The organism is Desulfovibrio gilichinskyi, assembly GCF_900177375.1.
Classification (GTDB): Bacteria; Desulfobacterota; Desulfovibrionia; order Desulfovibrionales; family Desulfovibrionaceae; genus Maridesulfovibrio; species Maridesulfovibrio gilichinskyi.
In genome coordinates, this window is the sequence record NZ_FWZU01000003.1 from 1 (window position 1) to 23,368 (window position 23,368).

The window sequence follows — 23,368 nt, forward strand, 5'->3', positions numbered from 1 at the left end:
GTTAAGACCTCCATCGCCGATGATACTGCTAGGTAGCTAGTGGGAAAGTAGGTCGTCGCAAGGACTTTATTTTTAAAGAAACCCCGTACATAATACATGTACGGGGTTTCTTGCGTTGGCGGGGGATTTGTGAATTATCAAGTGGTGTGATTCTTGCTTAAATATGTTCATTTCGAGTAAGGGGGAAGAAATGTCCATATCTGCAATTGGTTCAAGCTCGTTCATAAATGATAAACCACTTGATATAGCGAACATTAAGAACTCTGAGGTAAATAGCCTGTATAACGCTAACTCTGCGGTATCAGAACGTTCTACAGATTCGCTTATGGAAAATTTACCAGCCGGACCCGAACCTTCTGAAAGCGAATTAGAGCAGAAAGCATATCTTACCTATTTAGAAAAATACATACGGTCATACGGAGCTCCCGAAGAACTAGATCGGAGTTCTAGAAAAAATATTGAGCCGACCTTAGAAGATGAAAAAGAAAAACTTAAAAAGAAAGCTAAGAAAATTTTTAACCCTGATGCTCTAGAAACAGTATCTAAAACAATTCAAGATCCTGAAAAAGAGGAAAAAATTAAGGTTGTTGTTTCAAAAGCAGATGAAGATGGAAATTTGAAAATTACAAGAATAATGACTTTTGGACCGAAAGACGGAAATAAAAAAAGCGAAGATAATAAAGAAAATACCATCAGCAATAATGTGGACTCAGAAGAAAACCAAAATGACGATCGCACTTCTTCAGTAACTAAGGACGACAAAGTTTAAGTTAATTCATGAGTTCTGTTAATTTTACTCACATTGTTTCAATGCTAAGGATCTTAATTGCTGCATTTTCTCTTTATCTTGGATTAAAGCCTGCATCTCAGGATTATTGGAAATTATAAATGAAACTAAGGCCGATGTAAGGTTTTTATCATAACGCTTGCTGCTTTCAGTTAGAACTATAGCCGCAAGGATAGGGTTTAACCCTTTACGGTGCCATCTGTTAGATATTATGGCGCAAAAGGCATCAGCTACACTGCAAACTTTAGTTTCCGTAGAAAGCGAGTCTGCTTTTTTGCCACGTGGATAACCGCTCCCGTCTATTCGCTCATGATGATCTAAGATGCAGGATCTTACCATAGCATCTTTAATTTCTAGCCTGTTGATCATTTTTTCTGCAATATCTATATGCTCTTGCATTCTTTGCTTTTCTTTATACAGAAAAGGTCCGGCTTTACTTAAGAGTGCCGTTGGAATCTGTGTCATGCCTAAATCATGCAAAATCAAACCTAATCCCAGTGAATTAAGTTCAAGTTTTTCATCTCCCTTATGCACCGTTTTAAGGTAAACTGCCGTACCTACGAATAAAGTATTAACAGAATGACATGAAAGGTCGTTTGTTCTTTGCAAAGTGTTAAAAAAATGTGACCAGCGATTTCTGTCTACCCATACATATTCACTGAAAATAGCTAAAACTGATTTTAGCTGCTCAAGAGTCTCTGCTATCGGATTGCCAAAAAATGAGCGAACTTTTTTCAATATTCCAGAGTAAAAAATTTCTGCTGCCGCCGCTTCATCTAGATAATGTTCAGTAAGCAATGCTCCGAGGTTTTGACTAATATGTCCGGCCAGCCCCGCGTATTCCTCTTTTGTGATGAATAGATTGCCATTTTGGCATTCCTTTTCCATTTGATCTTTCTTTTTAGGAGTGAGTCTTGTTTCTTTAGCAAAAAGAGGAGCAACTCGCTGAAATTCATCATCATATATACATAATGATACAGGAAGCTTATTTCCGAATGTACTGACAATGTTTGAACTAATTTGCAGGAATTCTTCTGGAATTAAGTTTTCGTGTTTAGTTTGATTGCTCATTTCTTTATATCCTATGCGTTGTTCATAAATAAATCAGGTTACATTTTTTTCTAATATTAAGTAATTTATTACAATGATAAATAAAAGTAAATAAAGGATAAGTTTTGTACTACTGACTGTGAAATTTATTTGTTCCCAATTGCCTGTTTATTAACAAGCAGTACAGCCTTTTTGACGCTAAGTGAATGCTGTGCGCTTCTATAGTAAAGATTGTATAGTCATAATTTATAAATTTTGCACTATTCTATGCACTTGCTGTGATTATATATATCCGCTAGTGTTTAAGTATGAGGGTAAAACTTATGATGTCCTGCCGTAGGGTAATATCCTAAAGCGAAATGGTTTAAGCTGAGGTTAACGTGAAAGAAAAAATACCAACTAAATTCATGAACAGTTCAAAACATATAATTTCAGATAATCCTGATGTTTTCTACAAACTCCAAATAATCATGGGAAAAGTTGCTGATAACATTGTTAAAAATAAGTATGTTAAAAATAGCATTACCGAAGAAAAGATCAAAGGTGAAAATGAGCCAGTTGATTAAGATCACGATAAAAAGTTTATGTTTGTTTTGTATGATATTTTTTCTATACGCTAATTCAGGACATTGTTTTGAAAATGTCGTTAAAGTCGGTTTCACTTATTTTCCTCCTTGGATGATTCTTGAAGACGGAGAATACAAGGGGTTTGATTGTGATTTACTTAGATCCATTTTTGGGCATATGGGATTAAGGGTTGAATTTATTCCAGGAACAATCGTGAATAATTTAGAGAAAATGGAAACAGGCGAACTTGATATTATTTCAAGTTTACTGTTTAGGAATGAAAGAAACGAATATATTAGATATATTTCTCCACCATATAAAACGAAATCTGCTAAAAGCTTTTACGTAAGAAGGGGAAGTGGTATAAAAATTAATAGTTATAGAGATTTAGTAGGTTTAAGGGTCGGAGTTTCTCAGGGAGCAAAATATTTTCCTAAATTTGATCTTGATGACAGTATCGTGAAGGTTTTTTACGCAACAGCAGTTGAAAGTTTTCAAGCGTTGGCTGACGGTGAAGTTCAGGCTGTTATAAATACAGAATTCGTAGGAACATTTTTTATTAATAAATTAGGCTTTAAGGCTCAACTTGAAGAATGCACGTTTAAATATTCGCCCAAATTGATGCCTGTTTATATAGGTATTTCCCGTAAATCACCTCTGGCTCAAAAAGCAGATGAGATTGGCGCAGTAATACGTTATTTAAAAAAAACTGGTGAAGTTGAACAGATTGCAAAAAAGAATTCCCTGGAATTAAATTAGAATAAGTTGTCGCTGCGTCCATAATTTCTCATTTCGCCACGGTACGCTGATAGAATATCTTCTTTGGTAATGAACCCTATAAAAATTCCGTTTTTCATTACAGGCAACGTCCTCTTGCCGCTTCTAGTCATTATTTCTAATATTTCAGCCGCTCCCATACCATTTTCAATTTTAGGAGAGCTGCGATCTATTGCTATTTCTCCGATGTTACTGTCTTTCCGTTCAGGATCTAATATTGACGAGCGTGCAGAAACTACATCAACCATTCCAATAAAAGCTTTTGTGTCACTGTCTACAATCGGTACGTGGGTTTGGCTTGTTGTTTTGAGAACCTTTAGAAAGTCTGTCACTGTCATTTGCGGGTTAACTTCCGTTAAGTCTGTGTTGATTAAATTTTCAGGGTTGATGTCGGACAATATTTTTTCATCAGTTTTAGGTCTCAGAAGTTGTCCTTTTTCCACAAGGTCTTTGAAATAAAATGAAGATGGTTCAAATGTATGGGTCAGCATTGATGAGACAAATGTGACAGTCATGATATGGATTACAGCCTGATAACCGTTAGTTATTTCCAGCACAAGAAATACGCTTGTTAACGGTGCCTGCATAACTCCGCTGACAATTCCGGCCATTCCGAGCATAACATATGCGGACTCTCCTGCAATCCATCCAGCAGGTATTATTGATGATAAAGTGCGGTGAAAAAAAACACCGAAAAGAGAACCTATGACGAGGCATGGAGCAAATATTCCTCCCAGCCCTCCGCTGCCGAGTGTGAGCGATGTCGTCAGTATTCTAGCAATTACTAAAGCTGCTATGAAAGTTATTCCCGTGGGCATGGTTCCGTGAATAGCCATTCTAATCGATTTGTATCCTTCACCTAATGCTAATGGAAAAATTAAACCGACCAGACCTACTGCAAGTCCTCCCAGAGCTGCCCGCAGCCATGGAGAGCTGGTGATGGAAGTTGAAATAGAGCCTGCCTGCCGTATTGAACGCACAAGTGCTACTGATAGTAAAGAAGTGAGTATTGCTAAAAATACAGATATTCCTAAATCCGTAAAAGCCATCGGAGGGAATTGTTCGCTAAAAGGAATAATATTTCCTTCAAGAATTCTTGATGTCTGCGTGGCTACAACTGATGAGATAGCTATAGGAATGAGATTGTATGGTGTCCATTCACCGAGTATAATTTCTACAGCGAAAATCATTCCTGTGACCGGGGCATTGAATATAGCGGAAATTGAACCTGCTGCGCCGCAACCTATCAGAGTCATACGTGATTGTCCGCTCATCCGTAAAAGTCTGGATAAGTTGGACCCCATAGATGATCCGCTGACAACTACAGGGGATTCCGGCCCGGCTGAGCCTCCGCTTGCAATTGTGAGCAGGCTGGTAATAAGAGCACTGAAGATAGATATTGGACGAAGTATTCCCTGTTTGAGGCCGACTTTCGCAATAACTTCTCCGACTCCGTGCGCTCCTGTTTCTTTAAAAATATTCTTGCTTAATATTATTGCGGCTGCTGCGCCCAAAGCAGGGAGCATGAATATCCACCAGTGATTGGAATTTGCCATTCTGAGTTCATTTAGAAATTCCAACGCAGAGTTTAATGCCACAGCTGCAAGTGCAGAACAAGCTCCGACGATAACTGCAGCAAAAATCAAGATTGCATTTTTCGCAGGTAATCTTTTATGCAGGAAACTTTTTAATCGCGGAGTTTGTTCAATAGTGTCCATTATCAGTATAGAATCCCAACGACTGCGCCAGTCATGCAGGTTGCTAAAGTTCCGCCGATAATTGATTTTATTCCCATTTCTACTATTTCTTCTTTGCGTGAAGGCGCGATTGTTGTCAGGCCTCCAATTAAAATACCCAGACTTCCTAAGTTTGCAAATCCACACATAGCATAAGTCATGATGATTGTGGATCTTGGAGAAAGTAATCCCGGGGATAGATGCGCCAGTTGAAGATAAGCGAGAAATTCATTTAAAATTGTTTTGGTGCCCATAAGTCCTGCGGCTGTTGATGCTTCAGATGCGGGGATACCCATGAGCCAGACAATCGGCCACATGACGATACTCAATATGCGTTGAAGTGTGATAGGTTCACCGTAGACATCCGGTAAAAAATGTAAAATTTGATTTGCAAGAGAAACAAGGGCGACCAGAACAAGAAGCAACGCAACAACTGAAATAACCAGTTTAATTCCGTCAGAAGTTCCCTGAGTGACAGCATCCATTGAGCTTGAAGCCGTACTTGAAATTTTAGCATTGTTTTCTGCAAGAGCGGTGGCTGTTTCAGGAACCATCAGCTGTGCTATCAAAATGGCTGCGGGCGCACTTATGATAGACGCAGTTAGAATGTGTCCTATAGCTCCGGGGAGTACAGGATTAAGAATTGATGCGTAAAGCACCAGAACTGTGCCTGAAATAGTTGCCATGCCGCTAACCATAAGCGTCATAAGTTCACTGCGGCTCATTGCGCTTACATAAGGAGCTATAATTATGGGAGCTTCTACCATACCTACAAAAATATTTGCTGCAACTCCTAAGCCTAATGCTCCGCCGATGTTCATTGTTTTTTGCAAAATGAATGAAAATCCTTTGACGATAACCGGTATAATACGCCAGTAAAAAAGAAGAGCCGATAACGCGCTGACCACTAAAATAAGAGGCAACGCTCTGAATGCCAGAGTCCAGCTTGCGCCTGGAGAAATTTCCGCAAACGGAAGCGGACCGCCTCCAAGATATCCGAAAATAAAGCTTGTTCCTGCTTCTGTCGCGAGTTGCAATGCATCAACTGCATGGTTCAAAAACATCATAGCATTACTGAATGCTGAAACTTTAAGCATCAGGGTTGCTATTAAAATTTGAAGAAAGAGGCCCATAAAAACTATTTTAACATGTACACCGCGTCTGTTTTCACTGATCGCCCACGCGATGAGTATTAATCCTAATAAACCGAAACAGCTTTGAATCATATTTCCTTCCATATAATAGTTTTTAATTATTGATGTATTTAATCAAACTACATAGTCCTTATATCTCATGCAACATTAGCCGGAATCAACTTGTTTTTAGATTTAAAAAGTGGCTATACTTTACCCTGTGGGGGGGCAATTTTGTAAATGAAATTTTTATTATTCTTTGCAAGGTTCTTGAACCTTTTCGTCTTTATAGGTAGTATTCTGAAAAATTATGTCTTTACAGTGTGAAAAACTTGCAACTTTAGGTAGGCACTCCCGCTTAGGGAATGACGTCTGATAAAGGGAAAGCTTTATGAAAGTTGAATTAGCAAAACCGTTTATCAAAGCTGCGATAGATGTTTTATCTATGATGGCGATGATTACTCCGAAGCCGGGTAAGCCTTACGTTAAAAAAGGTAAAACTGCAGTCGGCGATGTTACCGGTCTGGTTGGTATAACTGGTGATATGAATGGGACTATTTCTATCACGTTTACTAAAAGTTGCGCTGTGACAATTGTTAAAAACATGCTTGGCGATGATATTCAAGATGTTGTGCAAGATGTCCAAGATGCTGTTGGTGAAATCACTAACATGATATCAGGTCAGGCCAGAGCTGGGCTTGTGGAACAGGGATTGACTTTTTCCGGATCTACTCCTTCAGTTATTATGGGGGATAATCATTCCATTTCACATATGGCCTCTACTCCGATTATGGCCATCCCTTTCAGTAGTGAAGCTGGGGAGTTTACTATCGAATTCAGTTTCGAGTAGTTCTTCTGCCTTACCCAAAAAAGAGAGTCACCAAGTATGTCTAGTTTGATAGGATTTAGAGAACAGTCCTTTTTGGACAAAATAAATATTCTAAATGAAGTTTCAGTGGGGAAAGATATTGCGGACCTTGAACCGCTTCTTGAGCTGTTCCAAAACCCCCTCGGAGATACTTCGGTAGATTATATGGTTGTCAGTGCAGTTAACGGAGTGCTTTCTTCTGATGAAGCCAGCACGGTTAAACTCCTGGAAAGTGAAAATGAAAAACTCAAAATTCTTTGCATAAGGTTGTGCGGAGAATATAAGTTTAAAACCGCGATTCCGGTTTTGTCTGCCTTAGCTGAGCAGACAGAAGATTCAGATCTTCTTTTTGAATTATTAACCTCACTGTCAAAGATCGGAGCTGAAGAAGTTATCGATCTTTTCCGCGCTAACGTCACCAACGAAGATGATTTGGTTTCTTCGATGTGTATTGAAGTGGTCGGTGAGTTAAAAGATGAGAGCTCTGTCGGGACGCTTATACCTATTGTAGAGCGGAACAATGAAGATGCTAATTATGAAGTTTGCGATTTAACTACATGGAAAGCTGTTGAAGCTCTAACTTCAATAGGCAGTGAATCTTCCATGACTTTTATCGTTGAAAATCTGCATCATAGAAATCCTACTGTGCGTAGAATTGTTACTGACTGTCTGACCTCGCTAGGAGCTGCTGCAGTTCCTTATTTGCAAATGGTAATTGTACCCGGAGCAGATAAGGATGATATGATTTTAGCGGCAAATGTCCTCGGCTTTATCGGCGACAAGAGCGGACTTGAAGTCCTTATGAATGCTATTGAGAAAGAGTATTCTTCTGATTCCAGCGTAAAATACGCTATATATGAAGCCATTGGCAACATCGGAACAATGAAGGGCGTTGTCAGCCTGATAGACGGTCTTGATAATGAAGATGAACTGATAACTCTTGCAGTTCTTACCGGGCTGGATCATCAGGTTAATCCCGGAGTTGTAAAAAAAATGGTTGAAATGGTAGGTAGCGGCGGCAGTAAGGCCGGAAAAATTATCAGAGCTGTGGTTACAGCAAAAGCTTTGAATATTTTTGCAGGGCTTTACAATGAAGGCAAAATCGGTCGGTTTATGATGAACGCCGTAGTCGCTTCTAAGGACCCAGAAGTTCATGAAGCTTTCCGCTCAAAACTTGCTGAAATAGGCGGAGATGTTGCCGAAGCTGACATAGCCCGACTTCCTGAAGTTGTGGAAACTGGAAGCAAAAGAGCCCTCGCTGTTGATGATTCTAAATCAATGCTTGCGCTTTATCGCAGCATCCTTACAAATATCGGATTTGAGCCTACAATTGCAGTTAACGGGCAGGAAGCATACTCCTTTGCCGAAATGGGTGAAGAGTTTGATATCGTCATCACTGATATGAATATGCCGGTGATGGATGGTATGGAGCTTGTTTCAAAACTCAGAATGACTGATGGATTTGAAACAATTCCGATCATCATGGTTACAACAGAGTCAGAAGTCTCCCAGCTTGAACTTGCTAAGAAAACCGGTGTTACCGATTTTATTACCAAGCCTTTTACTCCGGAACAGCTTAAATCAAAAATTGAGCAATTCGTTTCCTAAGAAACACAACATGCTTAATTATCCGCTAAAAATAAGGGAGAGGACATTCATCCTCTCCCTTTTTTATTGCTTTATGAGTTCAATGATTATGCTGACTGTTTGTGAACTGTAGAGCATTGCAACATGGCCCATTGACGAGCATGGTAGAGTTTGCCATCCATTTTCAAGCGGCTTAAGATTCTTCCAAGGTATGACCATTTCATCTACAGGCGAGTATATCGCTGTTTTTGGGATTTCATTCATCACTGAATTGCCGGGGTTAGTTTCAAAAAGCGAGCTTTCTGGGTGCAGGCTGCGTCCTAATCTGCCAAGAGCTATTTTCGCTAACAGGCTACCGCGAAACGGGGTTCCCAAAGTGATTATTCGGGAGATTTTCTCCGCGACAACAGGATCTGATACGGCTCCTTTAATGAGCAGCCCTCCGAGACTGTGGCCTATAAGTACAATTTTCTGATTATTGTTTTCAACGTAAAGTCTAAGAATACGTCTGCGCAGTTCAAGTACAAGTTCCGGGTACGAAGTGGTGAAGCTGTTGTATGACCATGTATGAAGATTGCCGTACCCCGCTCTTTTCAGTCTCGGCTTCATCATAAGCCACGCAGTTCTGTTGTGGTAAAGCCCGTGGGTCATAAGAATCGGCACTGTTCCGGTTGCTTTTTTAGGAATTCTATCCGCACATAGAAAAGCTAATGGACGTGTCAGTCCGGCGATGAGAACACTTACTTCAATAGTTGCGAAAGACATAAGCAGGTCGCGTATAACTTGTTTATATCCACGGCCCATAAGTTCTTTGCAATTTGCTGCGCCCATTACTAAGATCAGGGGGAGTGGAATAAGCAGGATGGTGAATAAAATGGTTATTAATATTTCGGTCATATTTGAGTTGCAGTAAATTACTTGTTCTCGTCAAGTATTCAATTTTATCCTGTCTGTTTTTATTCTGAATCGTGTTGTCTTTTAATCGTAACTTAAAGTTGTATTTAGCGGAGTTTTAAAATGAGTCGTAAAATATTAAGTCTTGATATCGGCAGCGGTACTCAGGATGTTTTATATTATATTGAAGGTGTCGAGATCGAAAATTGCTTTAAATTTGTATTGCCTTCGCCGGCTCGCGTTGTAGCCGCTTTGATAAAAGAACTGACAGTTAAGGGATCTGATATTTATCTTACCGGTAAAAATATGGGCGGAGGTTTTGGCTGGGCCGTTAATGAACATATCAAAGCCGGGTATAAAGTATTTGCGCATCCACGTGCCGCTCTTGCGTTGGGAGACGATTTGGACAGGCTTAAACAAAACGGGATTATGCTAAGCGAAAGTCTGCCATCCGGATGTGTCCCTGTTCATTTAGAAGATTATAATTCTGGGTGGTGGAATTGTTTTTTGTCCGCAGCAGGCCTTGAACAGCCTGATCTTGTTGTCGCCTCAGTGCAGGATCATGGTTTTCACCCCGGTAAGAGTAATAGAATGGGGCGGTTCAATTTATGGAAACGTTTTTTATTGGAAAACAAAGGTAAACCGGAAGAGCTGCTTTTTGAAACTGTGCCGGAAGAATTTACACGGCTTGCTGAGCTTCAGATCAGCATAGGCGGCGGAGCTGTATGTGACACCGGAGCCGCGGCTGTTTTAGGTGCTTTTTTTGTCGATGAAATAGTCCAGCGCAGCTTTAAGGAAGGACTATGCCTGATTAACGTAGGGAATAGCCATACAGTTGCTTTCCTGCTGTTTGAAGGTCGTGTGCACGGCATTTACGAACATCATACCGGCAACATGACTTCTGAAAAGTTATGGCTCGATTCTCAGCTGTTCAGAAAAGGTGATCTAAGCTTTGAGAAAGTTTTTGACGATTACGGGCATGGCTGTGCAACGCTTGATCTCCCTGCAGAGGCCGGCGGTTTTATCCCGACTTATGTGATGGGGCCGCGCAGGGCTATGTTAAAAAAATATCCTGTTGAATTTCCGGCACCCGGCGGTGATATGATGCTTGCAGGTTGTTTTGGACTTATAAAAGGGCTTGCACTGAAAGGTGCTATATAAATAATTACATCTTGCAGTATTGCACGAATTTGTTATTACCCATAGTTAGTAAGTTTTACGTGAAAGCATTTTATGATTTTAAGAACTCAAATGATCTGCATATTGCATGGTGTTTTTAATTTATGCAATTTTACTCAACTATAGATTAAAATTATGTTGCGTTCCTTATCCTTTGCATTGTCCATGGTGCTTCTCAGCTATACTCCTTCTTTTGCGGAAGGATGGATTTCTACTGCCCTTGCTGAAGTAGGCACTGCTAATCTGGACAGATTATTAAATCTTATGGCTGGAATTGTTATTTCAGTCCTTTTGATTTTTATAGTGTTCTTATTTCAGAACATTGTAAAAAGGCGAATGGTAGAGCGTGAATTGCAGCGTGAACGTGATCTCATGGGCAGCATAATGGAAACCAGTCCTATGGGTATCATTGTGATGGATCAGAATGGCGTGATTGTTTTTGCCAATGATCAGGCAGCTAGAGTCCACGGACTTTCCAAAGATAATATGATCGGGTTGAAATATAATGATCCCAGTCTGAGAATTACGGCACCTGACGGTTCGGCTTTCCCAGAAGAACGGCTTGCTTTCAGCAGGGTAATGAAGATCAGAAATGCTGTTTTAGATATTCGGCATGCCATCCACTGGGATGACGGGCGGCAGGTTTTACTTTCAATCAATGCTTCACCTCTTTTCGGTGCCAATGGTGATATCCAAAAAGTTGTTGCTACTGTTGAAGATATTACGACTAGAAAGAAAGTTGAAGAAGCTCTGAAGGATAGTGCTTATCGATTCAGGTCATTAGTTAAGACCGCAGAAAGTGTGATCATTCTTCTTTCCCCCGACAGAAAAATTTTAGAGTTTAACCGACTGGCTGAAGATCTCTTCGGGTGGAGCAGGCATGAGGTTTTAGGGCGTGACTTTTTTGAACTTTTTCTTCCGGAAAAATCCTGGGGTGAAGCTTCACAGCAATTATCAACTGTTCTTAGCGGTACTCCGCTGCGATTGTTTGAGAATGAAGTTCGAATTCGCGGAGGTAAGGGGCTGACTATGCAATGGTCGCTGTCAAGATTGCTTGGTACCACCGGGGATTCTCTTGGAGTGCTTGCAGTCGGACAGGACATTACGGATCGCAAGATTTTTGAAGCAGAGCTGTGTGAAGCCCGTGATGCAGCGGAAGAAGCAAACCGCGCAAAGAGCGAGTTTCTCGCTAATATGAGCCATGAGATCAGAACTCCGATCAGCGCGATAATCGGGATGAGCGAACTGACACTTTGTACCGATCTTGATGAAGAGCAGAAAGGTTATTTGGTTACTGTACGAAAAGCTGCTGAGTCTCTGCTTAGCATTATTAATGATATTTTAGATCTTTCTAAGATTGAAGCCCGTAAGATGGAATTGCGGCTCGAAGATTTTGATTTGTTTGATATGCTTGAAAAGCAGAGGTCCGTTTTGCGTGTTCAGGCGGAAGAAAAAGGAATTGAGCTTCGAACGACTATAAGCAATACCGTAAGCCGGTGTTATATAGGTGACAGCTTGCGACTGGGCCAGATTATAATGAACCTTGCGGGTAACTCTATCAAATTTACTGACAAAGGGTATGTGGAAGTCTCGGTTGATAATATCGGTAGCTGGGAAGATGGAGAAATTTTACAGTTTACCGTCAAGGATACCGGGATAGGCATATCGGAAGATAAAGCGGAGAAGCTTTTTGAAAGTTTTGTACAACTCAATGCCGGGTATTCCAAAAAACATCCCGGTAGCGGCCTTGGCCTTGCTATTTCGCGGCAACTTGTTGAGATGATGGGTGGTAAAATTTCTTTTTCCAGCAAAGTAGGCTGGGGATGTGAATTTATATTCACAGTTAAGCTTCAGTTCAGCGAGGGATCATGTGTTGAAGACGTTGCCGAGTTGGTAGAAGAAGAGGAAGACTTAACCAGGTCAACTGCTGCTGCCAGAGTTCTTCTGGCTGAAGATAATGCAACGAATCAGATATTCATTTCGCATTTTCTTACTGAGCGCGGGTTTAAAATAGAAACCGCTGAGAACGGAATAGAAGTTTTGGAGATGCTGGAAAGCCGTGACCAGTTCGATGTGATATTAATGGATGTCCAAATGCCTGAGATGGACGGGGTGCAGGCCACTAAAATGATAAGGGATGCCGGTAACGACATCCCTATAATTGCTTTGACTGCGTATGCGATGGAAGGAGATAAAGAAAAGTTTTTGGATAGCGGTATGGATGCTTACGCTTCCAAACCCGTTAACATTGATGAACTTGTTTTTCTGATAAACAAATATTTAGCTGTCAAAAAATGATCTCATCATAAACTGCTATTGTTCAGTTCCTTGCTCTTTATCAATATTTCCAACCAGATCCTTGTGCAGAATTTTCGCTATCTGTTCTTTAAATTCCATCAATTCTTTTTCGTTGATTCCTGAGATAATTTGTTCTTCTGAAGTAATTTCGTCAAAACCGACAGGAAGTGAACAGACAAGGTGAATTCCTATTTTTTTACCGTCGACATCAACAGTTCCTAATATGTTAGATTTTTTAATTTTTTTTCTGACAGACTGAGGAAGATTAGGAACGTTAAGAAGGCTTTCTCTAGGGTAGAAAATATAACCGAATAAGAAATGATCACTTTTAAAAGCATCATTTTGGAAGCCGCTGTTCATATCGAGGCCGCTGGCTTTAGTTGTTTCGAGCATCTTCATTATGTCTGAAGCAATACTTTCTGCGTAACCTTGGTCCATTTTTTCACCCTCCGAAAAAAATTATTTCTATAATCTTGTTGGTTTTATTTAGGCACACCATAGCGGTGCTCCGGAAAAGAAATCAATCACTTGCAAGGTGTGCATGTCAAGACTTTAAGAATGTTTGAGTAAATTTGTTCTCTATGCTGCTTTTGCCAAACGGTTTAAAAATTGAAATCAATACCAGCAGTAAAAGACATCCGAAAACCATGAACGCTGTTATTTCGTTTAAAAGCTGGTTTCTCAAGTATTCAGGTGTTTGCAAAGCCATCAGCTTAATACTTCCGGAAATTTCACTCATCCGTTCGAGCCAAGGCATGTAAAAGAGAAATCCGAAGATTATGAATCCGACATTAACAGTCCACTTAATTATAACCCACCTGAACTTAAAAAAGCCCCATGAGGTTTTCCACGCAAAGATAAATCCGGTAATAAGGCATCCGAAAGCTCCGGATGTTACGACATACTCATCAATTATTTTAAGACATATGTCCCGGGCATAAAGTTCCCCGCCGGAGTTCGGTGTAAACACGCTGTGTAGCAGAACCATAGATAGCGCGCCGCCTCCCCACAGGCATGCACTCAGCATATGAAATGCTCTGACCCATTTTGTCGATTGCGGTGTCATATTTTTTATTACTCTTTTCTCATTTTATTATATAATTCCTGAATCTTTTGAGTAAGAACTGCCTGCTTGATAGGTTTGGACAGGAATTCGTCAGCACCGGCCTCTATGCATCTGCTTCTGTGTTCGGCAGAAGCATGAGCCGTTAGAGCTATTACTCCGGTACGTTTACCATGAGTGTTTTTCTCAACCATTCTGAACTGTTTTAAGAATTCATAGCCATCCATCACTGGCATTTCCATATCCATCAAAATAATATCAAATTTATCGTTCAGGGCAAGTTTGAGTCCTTCCTCACCATTGGAGGCCATCACCAAAGTTGCATGGGAGTTCTTTAGAAAGTGCCGGATTAATTCCCTGTTAGGAATATTATCTTCTGTCAGAAGGATTTTCATCTGGGGAAGAATGATTTTACTTCCTCTGGACGCATTTTGAGGATCATCAGGGGTTATGTTCAGTATATCCATGATCGTGCGGAGGAATGGTCTCTGCATTATAGGTTTCGTTGTTCCTGCCAGAATAAGTTTTCGATCAATAAGTTTTCTGTCAAAACTCGGACCTCGCCCGAGAAGCATCACCGGAGGAACTGATTCGTTTGCGGCTTGAAGCGACTGAAGTGTGTTGGTTCCGTTTTCAATATTAAGGTCAAGAATTATCATGTCAGATTTATCAGCTTGCGGAGATAACAGAAGTGCTTTTAATGAATTTGCATTAGTGCACGGGGTTGTAGTTGCTTTGAAGTAGTTGAGTTTTTCACAGATAGAATCAAGCGTTTTATAATTATTAGATGCAACAATGATATTGATGCTGGCCAGGTCCGGCTTAAGGAAAGACTCGGATTCACGGTCTCTAGGCAGTGGAAGAGTTATTTCAAAAGTACTTCCTTTGCCTTGAACGCTCTTGGCCGAAATTGTTCCACCCATGAGGTCTGCCAGTTTTTTACTGATAGAAAGGCCAAGTCCGGATCCTCCGAACTTTCTAGTGGTAGATGAATCAGCCTGTGAAAACGGCGCAAAGATATAATCTAATTTGTCAGGAGATATTCCGACGCCTGTATCTTCAATAGAAAAGATCAGATTATCAGGATGGTTTGTATTGGGAGCACGGGAAACAGTAAGACTGACCTCTCCGCCTGATGTGAATTTAACAGCGTTGGAAAGGATATTCAGGATTATCTGGCGTAACCTCGTCGGATCGCCGATAACAAATTCAGGAACGTCCGGCTTATATCTGCATATGAGCTCTATATTGCGTGCCGTTGCTGCTGCTGATTGCAGGTATAGAATTGATTCAACTTCCTGCAGCAAGTCAATGGGAATGGCTTCAAGTACAACGTGCTCTGCTTCCAGCTTTGAAAAATCGAGAATATCGTTGATGATCGATAACAGTATTTCACCTGAAGATTCGAAAATATGGACGTATTCTTCCTGCTCATCATTAAGCTCAGTATCTTTGAGCAGGTCGGCAATCCCTATAATAGAGTTTAGTGGCGTGCGTATTTCATGGCTCATACTTGCCAGAAATGCACTTTTAGCCTTATTGGCATCTTCGGCTTTTATAATGGCTTTCTCTAATTCGCCTTCAGTCTTCATGTGTTCTGCAATTTCAGTGTTCAGATCAGCAGTCTTTTCCGCCACCTGTGCAGCCAGATTTTTCTTTTGCTTTTCGATTACTTTTATACGGAAGTGTGTAAAAGCAAAAATGCTTATAAGAATTAGAAGGATAACTCCGGTTATAAACCACCATGTTCTCCAGAACGGCGGAGTTATATTTATTATGATGGATGTTCCGGCTTCATTCCAGATTCCGTCACTGTTAGAAGCTTTAACTTTAAAAATGTAGCTGCCGTGGTTGAAGTTCGTAAAAGTTGCGGTCCCGTCAGCGGCGTTAAGCCAGCGGTCGTTAAACCCTTCCAGCTTGTATTTATATTTATTTAACTTCGGGTTTTGGTAATCCAGAGCCGCAAAACTGAAAGTAAACATTGCATCTTTCCATGAAAGCGTAATCTCTTTAGTTTCCGTAATGTTTGTCGGCAGTTCTGCCGGGCTGTTAAGGATATCCAAAGCTGTGATAACGACTGGCGGCGGGTTGGGATTTATTTTAATATTGCTTGGATAAAACATATTCATCCCGTTAAGTCCGCCGAAGTACATTCTGCCGCTTTGACCTTTGTTGTAAGAATTTATCCAGAATTCTATGCCTTGCAATCCGTCAGAAATTCCAAAGTTTAATATGTTGCCGGTTTTGGGATCCAGATGGGAAATTCCTTTGAAGGTGGAAACCCATATATCTCCTGAGCTGTCCAGACAAAGTCCCTGAATGCCGTCGTTCGCAAAACCGTCTTTTTGCGTGTATCTGGTGAAGAACCCTGTTGCAGGATCAAACCTGTTGAGTCCTTCATCTGTTCCTATCCAAAGAGAGCCGTCGGCTGCTTCCGCAATGGGGGTAACCCTGTTGTTGGATATCGAACTGGGGTCATCTGAGATGCTCTTGTGGTGGATAAATGTTCCGCTGTCTCTATCCATCAAATCCAGTCCTGCATTTGTACAGATCCAGAAGTTGTTTTTGCTGTCTTCAAAGATATTGCGCACCCTGTCATGTGCTAAGCTTTTCGGATCAGATACCGAGTGGGTGTAGTGTTTGAACTTTCCGGTTTCAGGATCGAGTCTGTTCAGCCCTTTTTTGCTGGTTCCTATCCAGATATATCCTTGGCTGCCTTCATTAATCCACCAGATGTTATTCTGACTGATAGAATTTTTGTCTCCTTTGTCGCGCTGATACGTGGCTTTGATTCCATTTTTTTTATCAAGAACGAACACACCGTTTTTACGTGTTCCAACCCATATGAACCCTTTAGAATCCTGAAAAATACAGTTGATTCTGTCCCCGGGAAGGTTCCATGGTTTTGGAGATTTGGCGTTAAAATTTTTAAGCTCTCCAGTTTGTGGATTGTAGGAGCTTAAGCCGTCTTTATAAGTACCTATCCAGACAAGACCTTCCTGATCTTCAAGAATTGCACTTACTTCTTTTCCCGGCAGTGAGTCTTTTTTATTCGGCTGGTACCGAAGAATTTCGAAAGCCTGCATTTTAGGTGTCAGTTTACTCAGTCCGTCCGCGTAGGTTCCAATCCATAAAACCCCAGAAAGATCTTCTATTATTTGAGTAACTTTATTGTCGCTGAGGCTTTGCGGATCAAGCTGATTATGCTTAAAAAAAGAAAATTTCATTTTTTCAGGTTCAGCCCCGGCTGTCTCTGGATTCCTTTTGGCAAGTCCTTCGAGAGTTCCAATCCATAGGTTTCCGGATCTGTCTTTGAATATATCGTTTATTTCTAGTGTGTTGAATATTGTTTTAAAGGTCTGGCTTGCAGTATCTAGAATGGCTAACCCTTTCTTGGTTCCTATCCAGAGTTGATTTTCTTTGTTCTGATAAAAGCAAAGAACGGTGTCTCCGCAAAGCGTTGCGGAGTCTGAGGGATTGTTGAAATAGTGTTTAAACTGATGATCTTTTTCAATAAAAAGGTTCAGACCTTTAGCTGTTCCAACCCATAATCTTCCTTGCATGTCTTCGTAAATAGAACGTATTTCATTGCTGCTGATGCTGGTCTGTTCATCTGTATGCTGGAAATTTTTGAAGGCACGTGTGGTTCTATCAAAGAGATTAAGCCCGCTTTCAGTGCCTATCCATAACTGCCCTTTAGAATCTTCATAGATACAGGTGACGGTTTTTCCTGAAATAGAATGAGGATTATCTTTATCAGGTGTGAAATATGAAAATGTATCAGTCTTGCGGTTATACGTGTTCAGTCCGCCGCTTTTTGTGCCGACCCAGAGGATTCCTGAACTGTCTTCATATAAGGCCCTGATATTTCCATCTGAAATAGAACCGGGCGACTTTGATTTTGTATAAATTTTCATATGACGGCCGTCGTATCTGTTCAGGCCGTCATATGTTCCGAACCATAAGAATCCCTTGGAATCCTGCAACATGCATAAAATAGAAGATTGCGACAATCCTTGATCCAAAGAAAGTCGTTCAAATCTAAGTTCTTCTTGAAAAGCTGATGCAGGAACAGTTCCCCAAAAACAGAAAAAAAGGGTGAGAACTATGATCGCACTTTTGAAGCTGTTTTTGGAGGGGAAGTTTGTATTCATCATATGGGTTTGTTAAGGTGAATTTTAAAAACATAAAAAATATACTATTTCAATGCCGTAAGCGCAACATCCACATGTGAATGTATATTATATATTTCATGTTTTGCTTAATCACATTCTTAGTTTATCATTGGGATAGAATGGGTTTGATCATTTTTAAAGCCCAGCCCACCTGTTCAGCTGTTATCACTAGCGGCGGAGCAAATCTTATAATATTATTATGTGTCTCTTTGCACAACAGTCCTTGTTCTTTCAGCTTTTCGCAATAAAGTCTGGCTCCTCCTGCTTCCGGCTTAAATTCAACAGCCAGCAGCAATCCTCTCCCTCTGACTTCTTTTATTTTATCGTTTTTTATTTCCTGCAACCCTGCTAAAAACAGTGCTCCAGAATTTCGTGCGTTATCAATCATGTTTTCTTCCGTAAGCACTTTAAGAGCAGCACGGGCAACAGCACACGCAAGAGGATTTCCTCCAAAGGTTGATCCATGTTCGCCAGGCTTGAGAACGCTCAGAACTTCAGAATTGGAAAGTACCGCTGAAACCGGATAGAATCCACCGGAAAGAGCTTTGCCTATGAGTGTTAAATCAGCTTCAATACCTTCATGTTCTTCAGCAAATAACTTTCCTGTGCGTCCAAGTCCCGTCTGGATTTCATCCAGAATTAAACTTATATTATTTGCAGTACAGATTTCTCTGACATTTTTAAAATATCCGGCCGGTGGAATTATTACTCCTGCTTCGCCCTGTATGGGTTCAACCAGAAAGCCGACGGTATTCGGGGTGATTGCTTTTTCAAGTGCTGCAAAGTCGCCGAACGGAATAATTTTAAACCCGGGGGTGAAAGGTCCGAATCCCTTTCTGGATACCGGGTCAGTTGAAAATCCTACAATCGTAATAGTTCTTCCATGAAAATTATCGGCGCATACTATTATTTCAGCTCGATCTTCAGGTACTCCTTTGACAAGATAACCCCATTTTCTAACCGCTTTGATGGCTGTTTCAACAGCTTCAGCCCCGCTGTTCATGGGCAGGACCTTGTGCGATCCGGTTAGGGCGCATAGTTCTTTATAAAAAGGGCCCAACTGATCATTTCTGAAGGCTCGCGAAGTCAGCGTAAGCTTTTCAGCCTGTTCAATCATGGCTTTTTTAATTTTCGGGTGGCAGTGACCTTGATTAACTGCTGAATATGCCGAGAGGCAGTCCATGTATTTTTTACCCTCAACATCCCAAACCCAAACACCTTCCCCGCGTTCTAGAACTACTTCAAGAGGTTTATAGTTTTTCGCTCCGAATTCTTCTTCCAGTGCCATGTAGTCGGATTGTCGCATTAGATCTCCTGATATTTAAATATATTTCAAAATACTACAAATAGTACGTGTTGACTAGGTATAGAAAATATTTTGAGTGTTTAAATGCGGATTGCTCTAATATTTGTGTTTTTCTTTAAAATAATCGGCAAAAGAGTATTTTGTGTGAACTAAAGGGAGGGCATCATGAAATGTGTGAGGGAAGAGGGTATTCAAATTAAAAAGGCTCTTTTCGCATTTTTACGAAAAGAGCCTGGAAAAGATTTATATTTTATTGATGCTTTCTAGTTTCAACTTTTGCATTTTCTACCCATTTGGAAACAACGGGAGCTTCATAGCCCGCAAAGGAATCAATAATTTTTGCGGGAGAATCCGCAGTTAAAAGCATGTCTTTGTGTACGCTTTTTAAGAACCCTTCTTTTACAACGCTATTTAGAAAGCTTAACAGTGTATCGTAATAACCATCAATATTAAGCAATCCGCATGGCTTGCTATGAAATCCCAGTTGCGCCCATGTAAATATTTCGAAAATTTCATCCATCGTTCCGATTCCGCCGGGCATGGCTATAAAGCCGTCAGAAAGTTCTGCCATCAAAGCCTTGCGCTCATGCATTGATTCCGTAACGTGCAGTTCCGTCAGCAGCGGGTGAGCCACATTCTTTTTTACAAGATTTTCAGGAATAACCCCGATAACTTTTCCTCCTGCCTCCAGCGCACTTTCAGCTAGAATTCCCATGAGCCCCATGTCCGAACCACCATAAACAGTGGTTATTTTACGCTTAGCTAATTCGCGACCCATATCGCGGGCCGCCTTTGCGTATTTTTCATCATTTCCCGGATTTGCTCCAAGGAAAATACACAAACTTTTCATGATGATATTTCTCCGAAATGTAGTGTTATGTTTTTAATTTATTGTTTATTTTGATAAAATGTAGTGTATGCAAGAGTTAGCAGAACGGCAAATCCAGCAGAAATTACGCCAAGAATTGCATTGTAGAAAGGCGGCGCAGCAAGAGCAAGTCTTATAAGCAGAGTCACTAAGGCAAAACCTGAGTTTCTGAACACCGCGTGGAATGATGGCAGAAATCTTTGAGATATAAGAACTAATAAAATATCACTGAAAATAAGTATTGTATAAAAGGTGCTGAAGAAGTCGAAATGATGTTTTCCTAGTAACGGGCACACCAGATTATAAATTCCAAGTCCTGCAAAAGTTGCAAGCAGTAAAAGGGCAACCAGCTTTTTTGACGCCACATATCTGAATTTGAAATCCGGACTGAGGTTCGGCGTTGGCCGCTGAATTTTATAGTAGATACCAAGTAGAACAAAAACAGCAAAAGCTCCTGCCCCGTCTGACAGTATTTGATACAGCGGGATCATGTTGCCGGTGAGGGTAATCGGTTCCGGAAAGTTTACCAGTTCTTTAAATGAACTTCTTATCAGGATGAGGCATAGAATCTCGAACTGTTTTCCCACAGATTTTGCAAAAGAGCATGGCAGAACAAAGATCAATCCGATAACCTCAAGGAAAAGAACAAGTGTAAAAGCTATTCCTATGGCGTGGTAATGGTTGTCAGGAGTTTTTATTGCTATAAAATCAGGCAATAACCCTCTATTTCCCAGCTCTATTCCGATTAATGCAGCAATAAAGCATGCTACCAGAATTCCGGCTACGGTTCGTTGTGTTTTCTCGCTTTCCCAGAAAGTATGAAGAGGGTCGAAGGCATAAGTTGCCAATTCATAAATAGAGTATCTCATAAGAATTTTATAATGATGACGGTGCAATCATCTTCAAGAGGAAGACCTCTCCTGTAGTCTGAAACTTGTTTATGAATAATTTCTGCAATTTGCTGAGCCGGTTTGTCATAATAATCTCTAATAATTTCTCTGAGTTGAGATTTGCCGAATTGTTCACCCTTCGGACTGTGTGCTTCCCATATGCCGTCAGTATAAAGAACAACAATTTGCCCTGATTTTAACTGGGTAAAATTCTCTTTGTAAAGATAATATTCATCAACTCCAATAGCTAGTCCTGTTCCTATCAGCTCCTCAAATTCATCAGTTTCCGGAGTATAGATCAATGCCGGATCATGGCCGGCTCTAATCCAGTTCAGAGTTTTCTTGTTGGTGTCGCAGATAGCAGTGAACAATGTCATAAAATGACCTGTCTGTGCACAGTCTGTTGTTACAAGACTGTTAACTTTGCTTACTATTTCAACAAGGGGTCTGCCCTGTCCGGTCAGGGCGCGGATGTAAGCCCTTGCGCTGGTCATAAGCAGTGCCGCGCTGATTCCATGTCCGGACACGTCCCCAATTGCTGTTGCAAAAATATCTTCTCCGCATGTTGCGCAGCCTATGAAGTCAAAGTAGTCTCCACCGGTTTTTTCTGAGAAAACACACTTGGCTCCGATTTCCGCTCCGGAAACCTGCGGTGTCGATTTAGGAAGCAGATTCTGCTGGGCTTCATCAGCCAGTGACAACGCCTGAAGTATGGAGGATCGTTCTCGGAGCTGCGGCACCATCAGGTTGAAACTGTCAGCCAGATCTCCTAATTCGTCATGAGAATTTACGTCTGCTCTGGCATCCCAGTCGCCTTGCCCAACTTTGGTTACAGCTTCTGATATCTTGCGGATTGGGGATGCAAAATTTTGTGATGCAAAATAAGCAACAATTCCAAGGGCAGAAATTATGGCTAAAGCAATAAGGGTTGTATCCTTGATTTGCCTCGCGATGCTTTTACTTACATATTGCTCAGCCTTATCTGCTTCGGCTGTGAAGTCTATTACAGGAGTTACAATTAACAGAGCCATGTCTTTATTGATGGGGCTGTAGGTCCAAAGTGAAGGTATTCCCTCACAATCCATCTGAAGAACTCCGGATCGCTGATTGTCTACATCATCAACAAGAGTGGCAAATTCAGGGGTATCCTCATAAATCCATTCCGGCTTAGGCGGAGCCTGCCAGAGATGGCCTTTTGAATTTGCTGAGATGTTTTCCTCGGCGGAACCTTTATTCCGACCGATGACAAGGAGTTTCTCTTTGTTTGAGGTCGTTGAATGGTCTGAGACGACCATCATTATTTTAACATTTTTCTCAGTGCTCATGAGTAGCGCACTGTTAATTGCAATGCCCACCGGAACGACCAGGGAAACAACGCCGATAAATTTATCTTTCTCATTGAATAACGGACTGGAAAGCCGGTAGCAGAGTGATTTTGTCGCCGGTTCAGGAACTGGATGCATCCAGAATGTTTTAAGCGTGTCTTTGACTTCTTTATACCAGCTGCTGATGCGAGGATCGTATCTCGGAGGGAAGGCGTTGTGTGCCGGGTAGCTTACCTGCAGACCGTTTTCAAGAGTAATCTCCTGCCAGAGAGCTAATTTGTTCAGTGTTTGACTGCATGATTGAAATGTCGGCAACATGGGTGCCAGTTTACGTATTGAAGGCATTGCTGCACGTTTCGACAGCCCCTGCGGCAGCCAGAAAGATATGTGATTTAATGAAATAGGGATATCTACAAGAGCTCCTTTTTTCACGTGACTAGTCTTGTTTTCCCGGGAGGAACGCATGCCGCGCCCTCTCAGAGTTGATTTTTTATAATCCGGGTGAGTATAAAGTGTAGGCATGTTTTCCACGCCTTCCGGACTAGTTATGAATGGAGGATGAGCCAGTGTCAGGATTTCTTTTTTAGACAGCAGATTTTCTGCTTCTCCCTGCATGGTCTTGATACTTGTTCTGTACAGGAGATCTTCAAGGTTAATTCTTGCTGCTGTTCCTTCGGCAATGTCCGCAAGGGAGCTTCTTGCCCGTTCAAGCAGAGTTACTCTGGTTTGTATTTGAAGGTCTGAACCGAGATCTCTGAGAGTATCTAATCCATATGCCTTGATAAGGATTAGTGGCAACATCGCAAATGTAAGAAGGATAAGAAGTATTTTCCACCGGATTTTCATAATATATTAAAACCTAACC

Annotated in this window: 18 protein-coding genes; 7 read left to right on the forward strand and 11 right to left on the reverse strand. The window is 41.1% G+C overall.

Translation table 11 applies throughout. The features are described 5' to 3' along the window. Nucleotides 1–190 precede the first annotated feature (190 nt). The gene (locus B9N78_RS08540) at nt 191–769 is read left to right on the forward strand and encodes a hypothetical protein (RefSeq protein WP_085101333.1); all 579 of its coding nucleotides are present in this window, start codon (nt 191–193) and stop codon (nt 767–769) included. A 24-nt stretch (nt 770–793) separates the two neighbouring features. Here B9N78_RS08540 and B9N78_RS08545 read toward each other — a convergent pair whose 3' ends face one another. Then, nucleotides 794–1,858, reverse strand: coding sequence for an HD-GYP domain-containing protein (locus B9N78_RS08545; protein WP_085101335.1), 1,065 nt, complete (start codon nt 1,856–1,858; stop codon nt 794–796). Nucleotides 1,859–2,217: 359 nt separating this feature from the next. Between B9N78_RS08545 and B9N78_RS18005 the strand changes: the two genes are divergently transcribed. After that, nucleotides 2,218–2,403, forward strand: coding sequence for a hypothetical protein (locus tag B9N78_RS18005; protein ID WP_137982517.1), 186 nt, complete (start codon nt 2,218–2,220; stop codon nt 2,401–2,403). Then, the gene (locus tag B9N78_RS08550) at nt 2,387–3,163 is read left to right on the forward strand and encodes a substrate-binding periplasmic protein (RefSeq protein ID WP_170921399.1); all 777 of its coding nucleotides are present in this window, start codon (nt 2,387–2,389) and stop codon (nt 3,161–3,163) included. Before B9N78_RS18005 ends, B9N78_RS08550 begins: the two co-directional genes overlap by 17 nt. Here B9N78_RS08550 and B9N78_RS08555 read toward each other — a convergent pair. Then, the gene (locus tag B9N78_RS08555; RefSeq protein ID WP_085101339.1) at nt 3,160–4,899 is read right to left on the reverse strand and encodes a chloride channel protein; all 1,740 of its coding nucleotides are present in this window, start codon (nt 4,897–4,899) and stop codon (nt 3,160–3,162) included. The genes B9N78_RS08550 and B9N78_RS08555 overlap by 4 nt on opposite strands. A 2-nt stretch (nt 4,900–4,901) precedes the next feature. Then, entirely contained in the window at nt 4,902–6,143 is a 1,242-nt protein-coding gene (locus B9N78_RS08560; RefSeq protein ID WP_170921400.1) for a NupC/NupG family nucleoside CNT transporter, read from the reverse strand. A gap of 298 nt (nt 6,144–6,441) precedes the next feature. Between B9N78_RS08560 and B9N78_RS08565 the strand changes: the two genes are divergently transcribed. Together B9N78_RS08565 and B9N78_RS08570 are read left to right on the forward strand one after the other, a co-directional pair. After that, on the forward strand, nt 6,442–6,900 hold the full coding sequence (locus tag B9N78_RS08565) for a chemotaxis protein CheX (protein ID WP_085101343.1): 459 nt from the start codon (nt 6,442–6,444) through the stop codon (nt 6,898–6,900). A 36-nt stretch (nt 6,901–6,936) separates the two neighbouring features. Further along, nucleotides 6,937–8,526, forward strand: coding sequence for a HEAT repeat domain-containing protein (locus B9N78_RS08570; RefSeq protein ID WP_085101344.1), 1,590 nt, complete (start codon nt 6,937–6,939; stop codon nt 8,524–8,526). Between the two features lie 63 nt (nt 8,527–8,589). Here B9N78_RS08570 and B9N78_RS08575 read toward each other — a convergent pair whose 3' ends face one another. Continuing rightward, nucleotides 8,590–9,402: an esterase/lipase family protein gene (locus tag B9N78_RS08575; protein ID WP_085101346.1), complete on the reverse strand. Its 813-nt coding sequence runs from the start codon at nt 9,400–9,402 to the stop codon at nt 8,590–8,592. A gap of 120 nt (nt 9,403–9,522) precedes the next feature. On the opposite strand from B9N78_RS08575, the gene B9N78_RS08580 reads away from it, so the two are divergent. Continuing rightward, nucleotides 9,523–10,560 (forward strand): DUF1786 domain-containing protein, encoded by a 1,038-nt coding sequence (locus B9N78_RS08580; protein ID WP_085101348.1) that lies wholly within the window; start codon nt 9,523–9,525, stop codon nt 10,558–10,560. A gap of 153 nt (nt 10,561–10,713) precedes the next feature. Continuing rightward, nucleotides 10,714–12,876: a PAS domain-containing hybrid sensor histidine kinase/response regulator gene (locus B9N78_RS08585; protein ID WP_085101350.1), complete on the forward strand. Its 2,163-nt coding sequence runs from the start codon at nt 10,714–10,716 to the stop codon at nt 12,874–12,876. Nucleotides 12,877–12,891: 15 nt separating this feature from the next. Here B9N78_RS08585 and B9N78_RS08590 read toward each other — a convergent pair whose 3' ends face one another. From B9N78_RS08590 to B9N78_RS08620, 7 genes are all read right to left on the reverse strand, one after another. Then, nucleotides 12,892–13,314: a hypothetical protein gene (locus B9N78_RS08590; protein ID WP_085101352.1), complete on the reverse strand. Its 423-nt coding sequence runs from the start codon at nt 13,312–13,314 to the stop codon at nt 12,892–12,894. A gap of 106 nt (nt 13,315–13,420) precedes the next feature. Beyond that, the gene (locus tag B9N78_RS08595) at nt 13,421–13,942 is read right to left on the reverse strand and encodes a hypothetical protein (RefSeq protein WP_245805503.1); all 522 of its coding nucleotides are present in this window, start codon (nt 13,940–13,942) and stop codon (nt 13,421–13,423) included. 8 nt (nt 13,943–13,950) lie between these two features. Beyond that, nucleotides 13,951–18,096 (reverse strand): hybrid sensor histidine kinase/response regulator, encoded by a 4,146-nt coding sequence (locus tag B9N78_RS08600; protein WP_245805504.1) that lies wholly within the window; start codon nt 18,094–18,096, stop codon nt 13,951–13,953. Between the two features lie 124 nt (nt 18,097–18,220). Further along, the gene (gene rocD, locus B9N78_RS08605; RefSeq protein WP_085101356.1) at nt 18,221–19,420 is read right to left on the reverse strand and encodes an ornithine--oxo-acid transaminase; all 1,200 of its coding nucleotides are present in this window, start codon (nt 19,418–19,420) and stop codon (nt 18,221–18,223) included. Nucleotides 19,421–19,670: 250 nt separating this feature from the next. After that, nucleotides 19,671–20,270: an LOG family protein gene (locus B9N78_RS08610; RefSeq protein WP_085101358.1), complete on the reverse strand. Its 600-nt coding sequence runs from the start codon at nt 20,268–20,270 to the stop codon at nt 19,671–19,673. Nucleotides 20,271–20,308: 38 nt separating this feature from the next. After that, on the reverse strand, nt 20,309–21,157 hold the full coding sequence (locus B9N78_RS08615; protein WP_085102325.1) for a hypothetical protein: 849 nt from the start codon (nt 21,155–21,157) through the stop codon (nt 20,309–20,311). After that, a complete protein-coding gene (locus B9N78_RS08620; RefSeq protein WP_085101359.1) occupies nt 21,154–23,349 on the reverse strand; it encodes a SpoIIE family protein phosphatase in 2,196 nt (731 codons plus the stop codon). Before B9N78_RS08620 ends, B9N78_RS08615 begins: the two co-directional genes overlap by 4 nt. Nucleotides 23,350–23,368: the final 19 nt, after the last annotated feature.

Excerpts from the sequence above, each read along its gene's own strand:
- B9N78_RS08540 (WP_085101333.1), top strand. The coding sequence starts at position 191 with ATGTCCATATCTGCAATTGGTTCAAGCTCGTTCATAAATGATAAACCA.
- B9N78_RS08545 (WP_085101335.1), bottom strand. The coding sequence starts at position 1,858 with ATGAGCAATCAAACTAAACACGAAAACTTAATTCCAGAAGAATTCCTG.
- B9N78_RS08550 (WP_170921399.1), top strand. The coding sequence starts at position 2,387 with ATGAGCCAGTTGATTAAGATCACGATAAAAAGTTTATGTTTGTTTTGT.
- B9N78_RS08555 (WP_085101339.1), bottom strand. The coding sequence starts at position 4,899 with ATGGACACTATTGAACAAACTCCGCGATTAAAAAGTTTCCTGCATAAA.
- B9N78_RS08560 (WP_170921400.1), bottom strand. The coding sequence starts at position 6,143 with ATGATTCAAAGCTGTTTCGGTTTATTAGGATTAATACTCATCGCGTGG.
- B9N78_RS08565 (WP_085101343.1), top strand. The coding sequence starts at position 6,442 with ATGAAAGTTGAATTAGCAAAACCGTTTATCAAAGCTGCGATAGATGTT.
- B9N78_RS08570 (WP_085101344.1), top strand. The coding sequence starts at position 6,937 with ATGTCTAGTTTGATAGGATTTAGAGAACAGTCCTTTTTGGACAAAATA.
- B9N78_RS08575 (WP_085101346.1), bottom strand. The coding sequence starts at position 9,402 with ATGACCGAAATATTAATAACCATTTTATTCACCATCCTGCTTATTCCA.
- B9N78_RS08580 (WP_085101348.1), top strand. The coding sequence starts at position 9,523 with ATGAGTCGTAAAATATTAAGTCTTGATATCGGCAGCGGTACTCAGGAT.
- B9N78_RS08585 (WP_085101350.1), top strand. The coding sequence starts at position 10,714 with ATGTTGCGTTCCTTATCCTTTGCATTGTCCATGGTGCTTCTCAGCTAT.
- B9N78_RS08590 (WP_085101352.1), bottom strand. The coding sequence starts at position 13,314 with ATGGACCAAGGTTACGCAGAAAGTATTGCTTCAGACATAATGAAGATG.
- B9N78_RS08595 (WP_245805503.1), bottom strand. The coding sequence starts at position 13,942 with ATGACACCGCAATCGACAAAATGGGTCAGAGCATTTCATATGCTGAGT.
- B9N78_RS08600 (WP_245805504.1), bottom strand. The coding sequence starts at position 18,096 with ATGATGAATACAAACTTCCCCTCCAAAAACAGCTTCAAAAGTGCGATC.
- rocD (WP_085101356.1), bottom strand. The coding sequence starts at position 19,420 with ATGCGACAATCCGACTACATGGCACTGGAAGAAGAATTCGGAGCGAAA.
- B9N78_RS08610 (WP_085101358.1), bottom strand. The coding sequence starts at position 20,270 with ATGAAAAGTTTGTGTATTTTCCTTGGAGCAAATCCGGGAAATGATGAA.
- B9N78_RS08615 (WP_085102325.1), bottom strand. The coding sequence starts at position 21,157 with ATGAGATACTCTATTTATGAATTGGCAACTTATGCCTTCGACCCTCTT.
- B9N78_RS08620 (WP_085101359.1), bottom strand. The coding sequence starts at position 23,349 with ATGAAAATCCGGTGGAAAATACTTCTTATCCTTCTTACATTTGCGATG.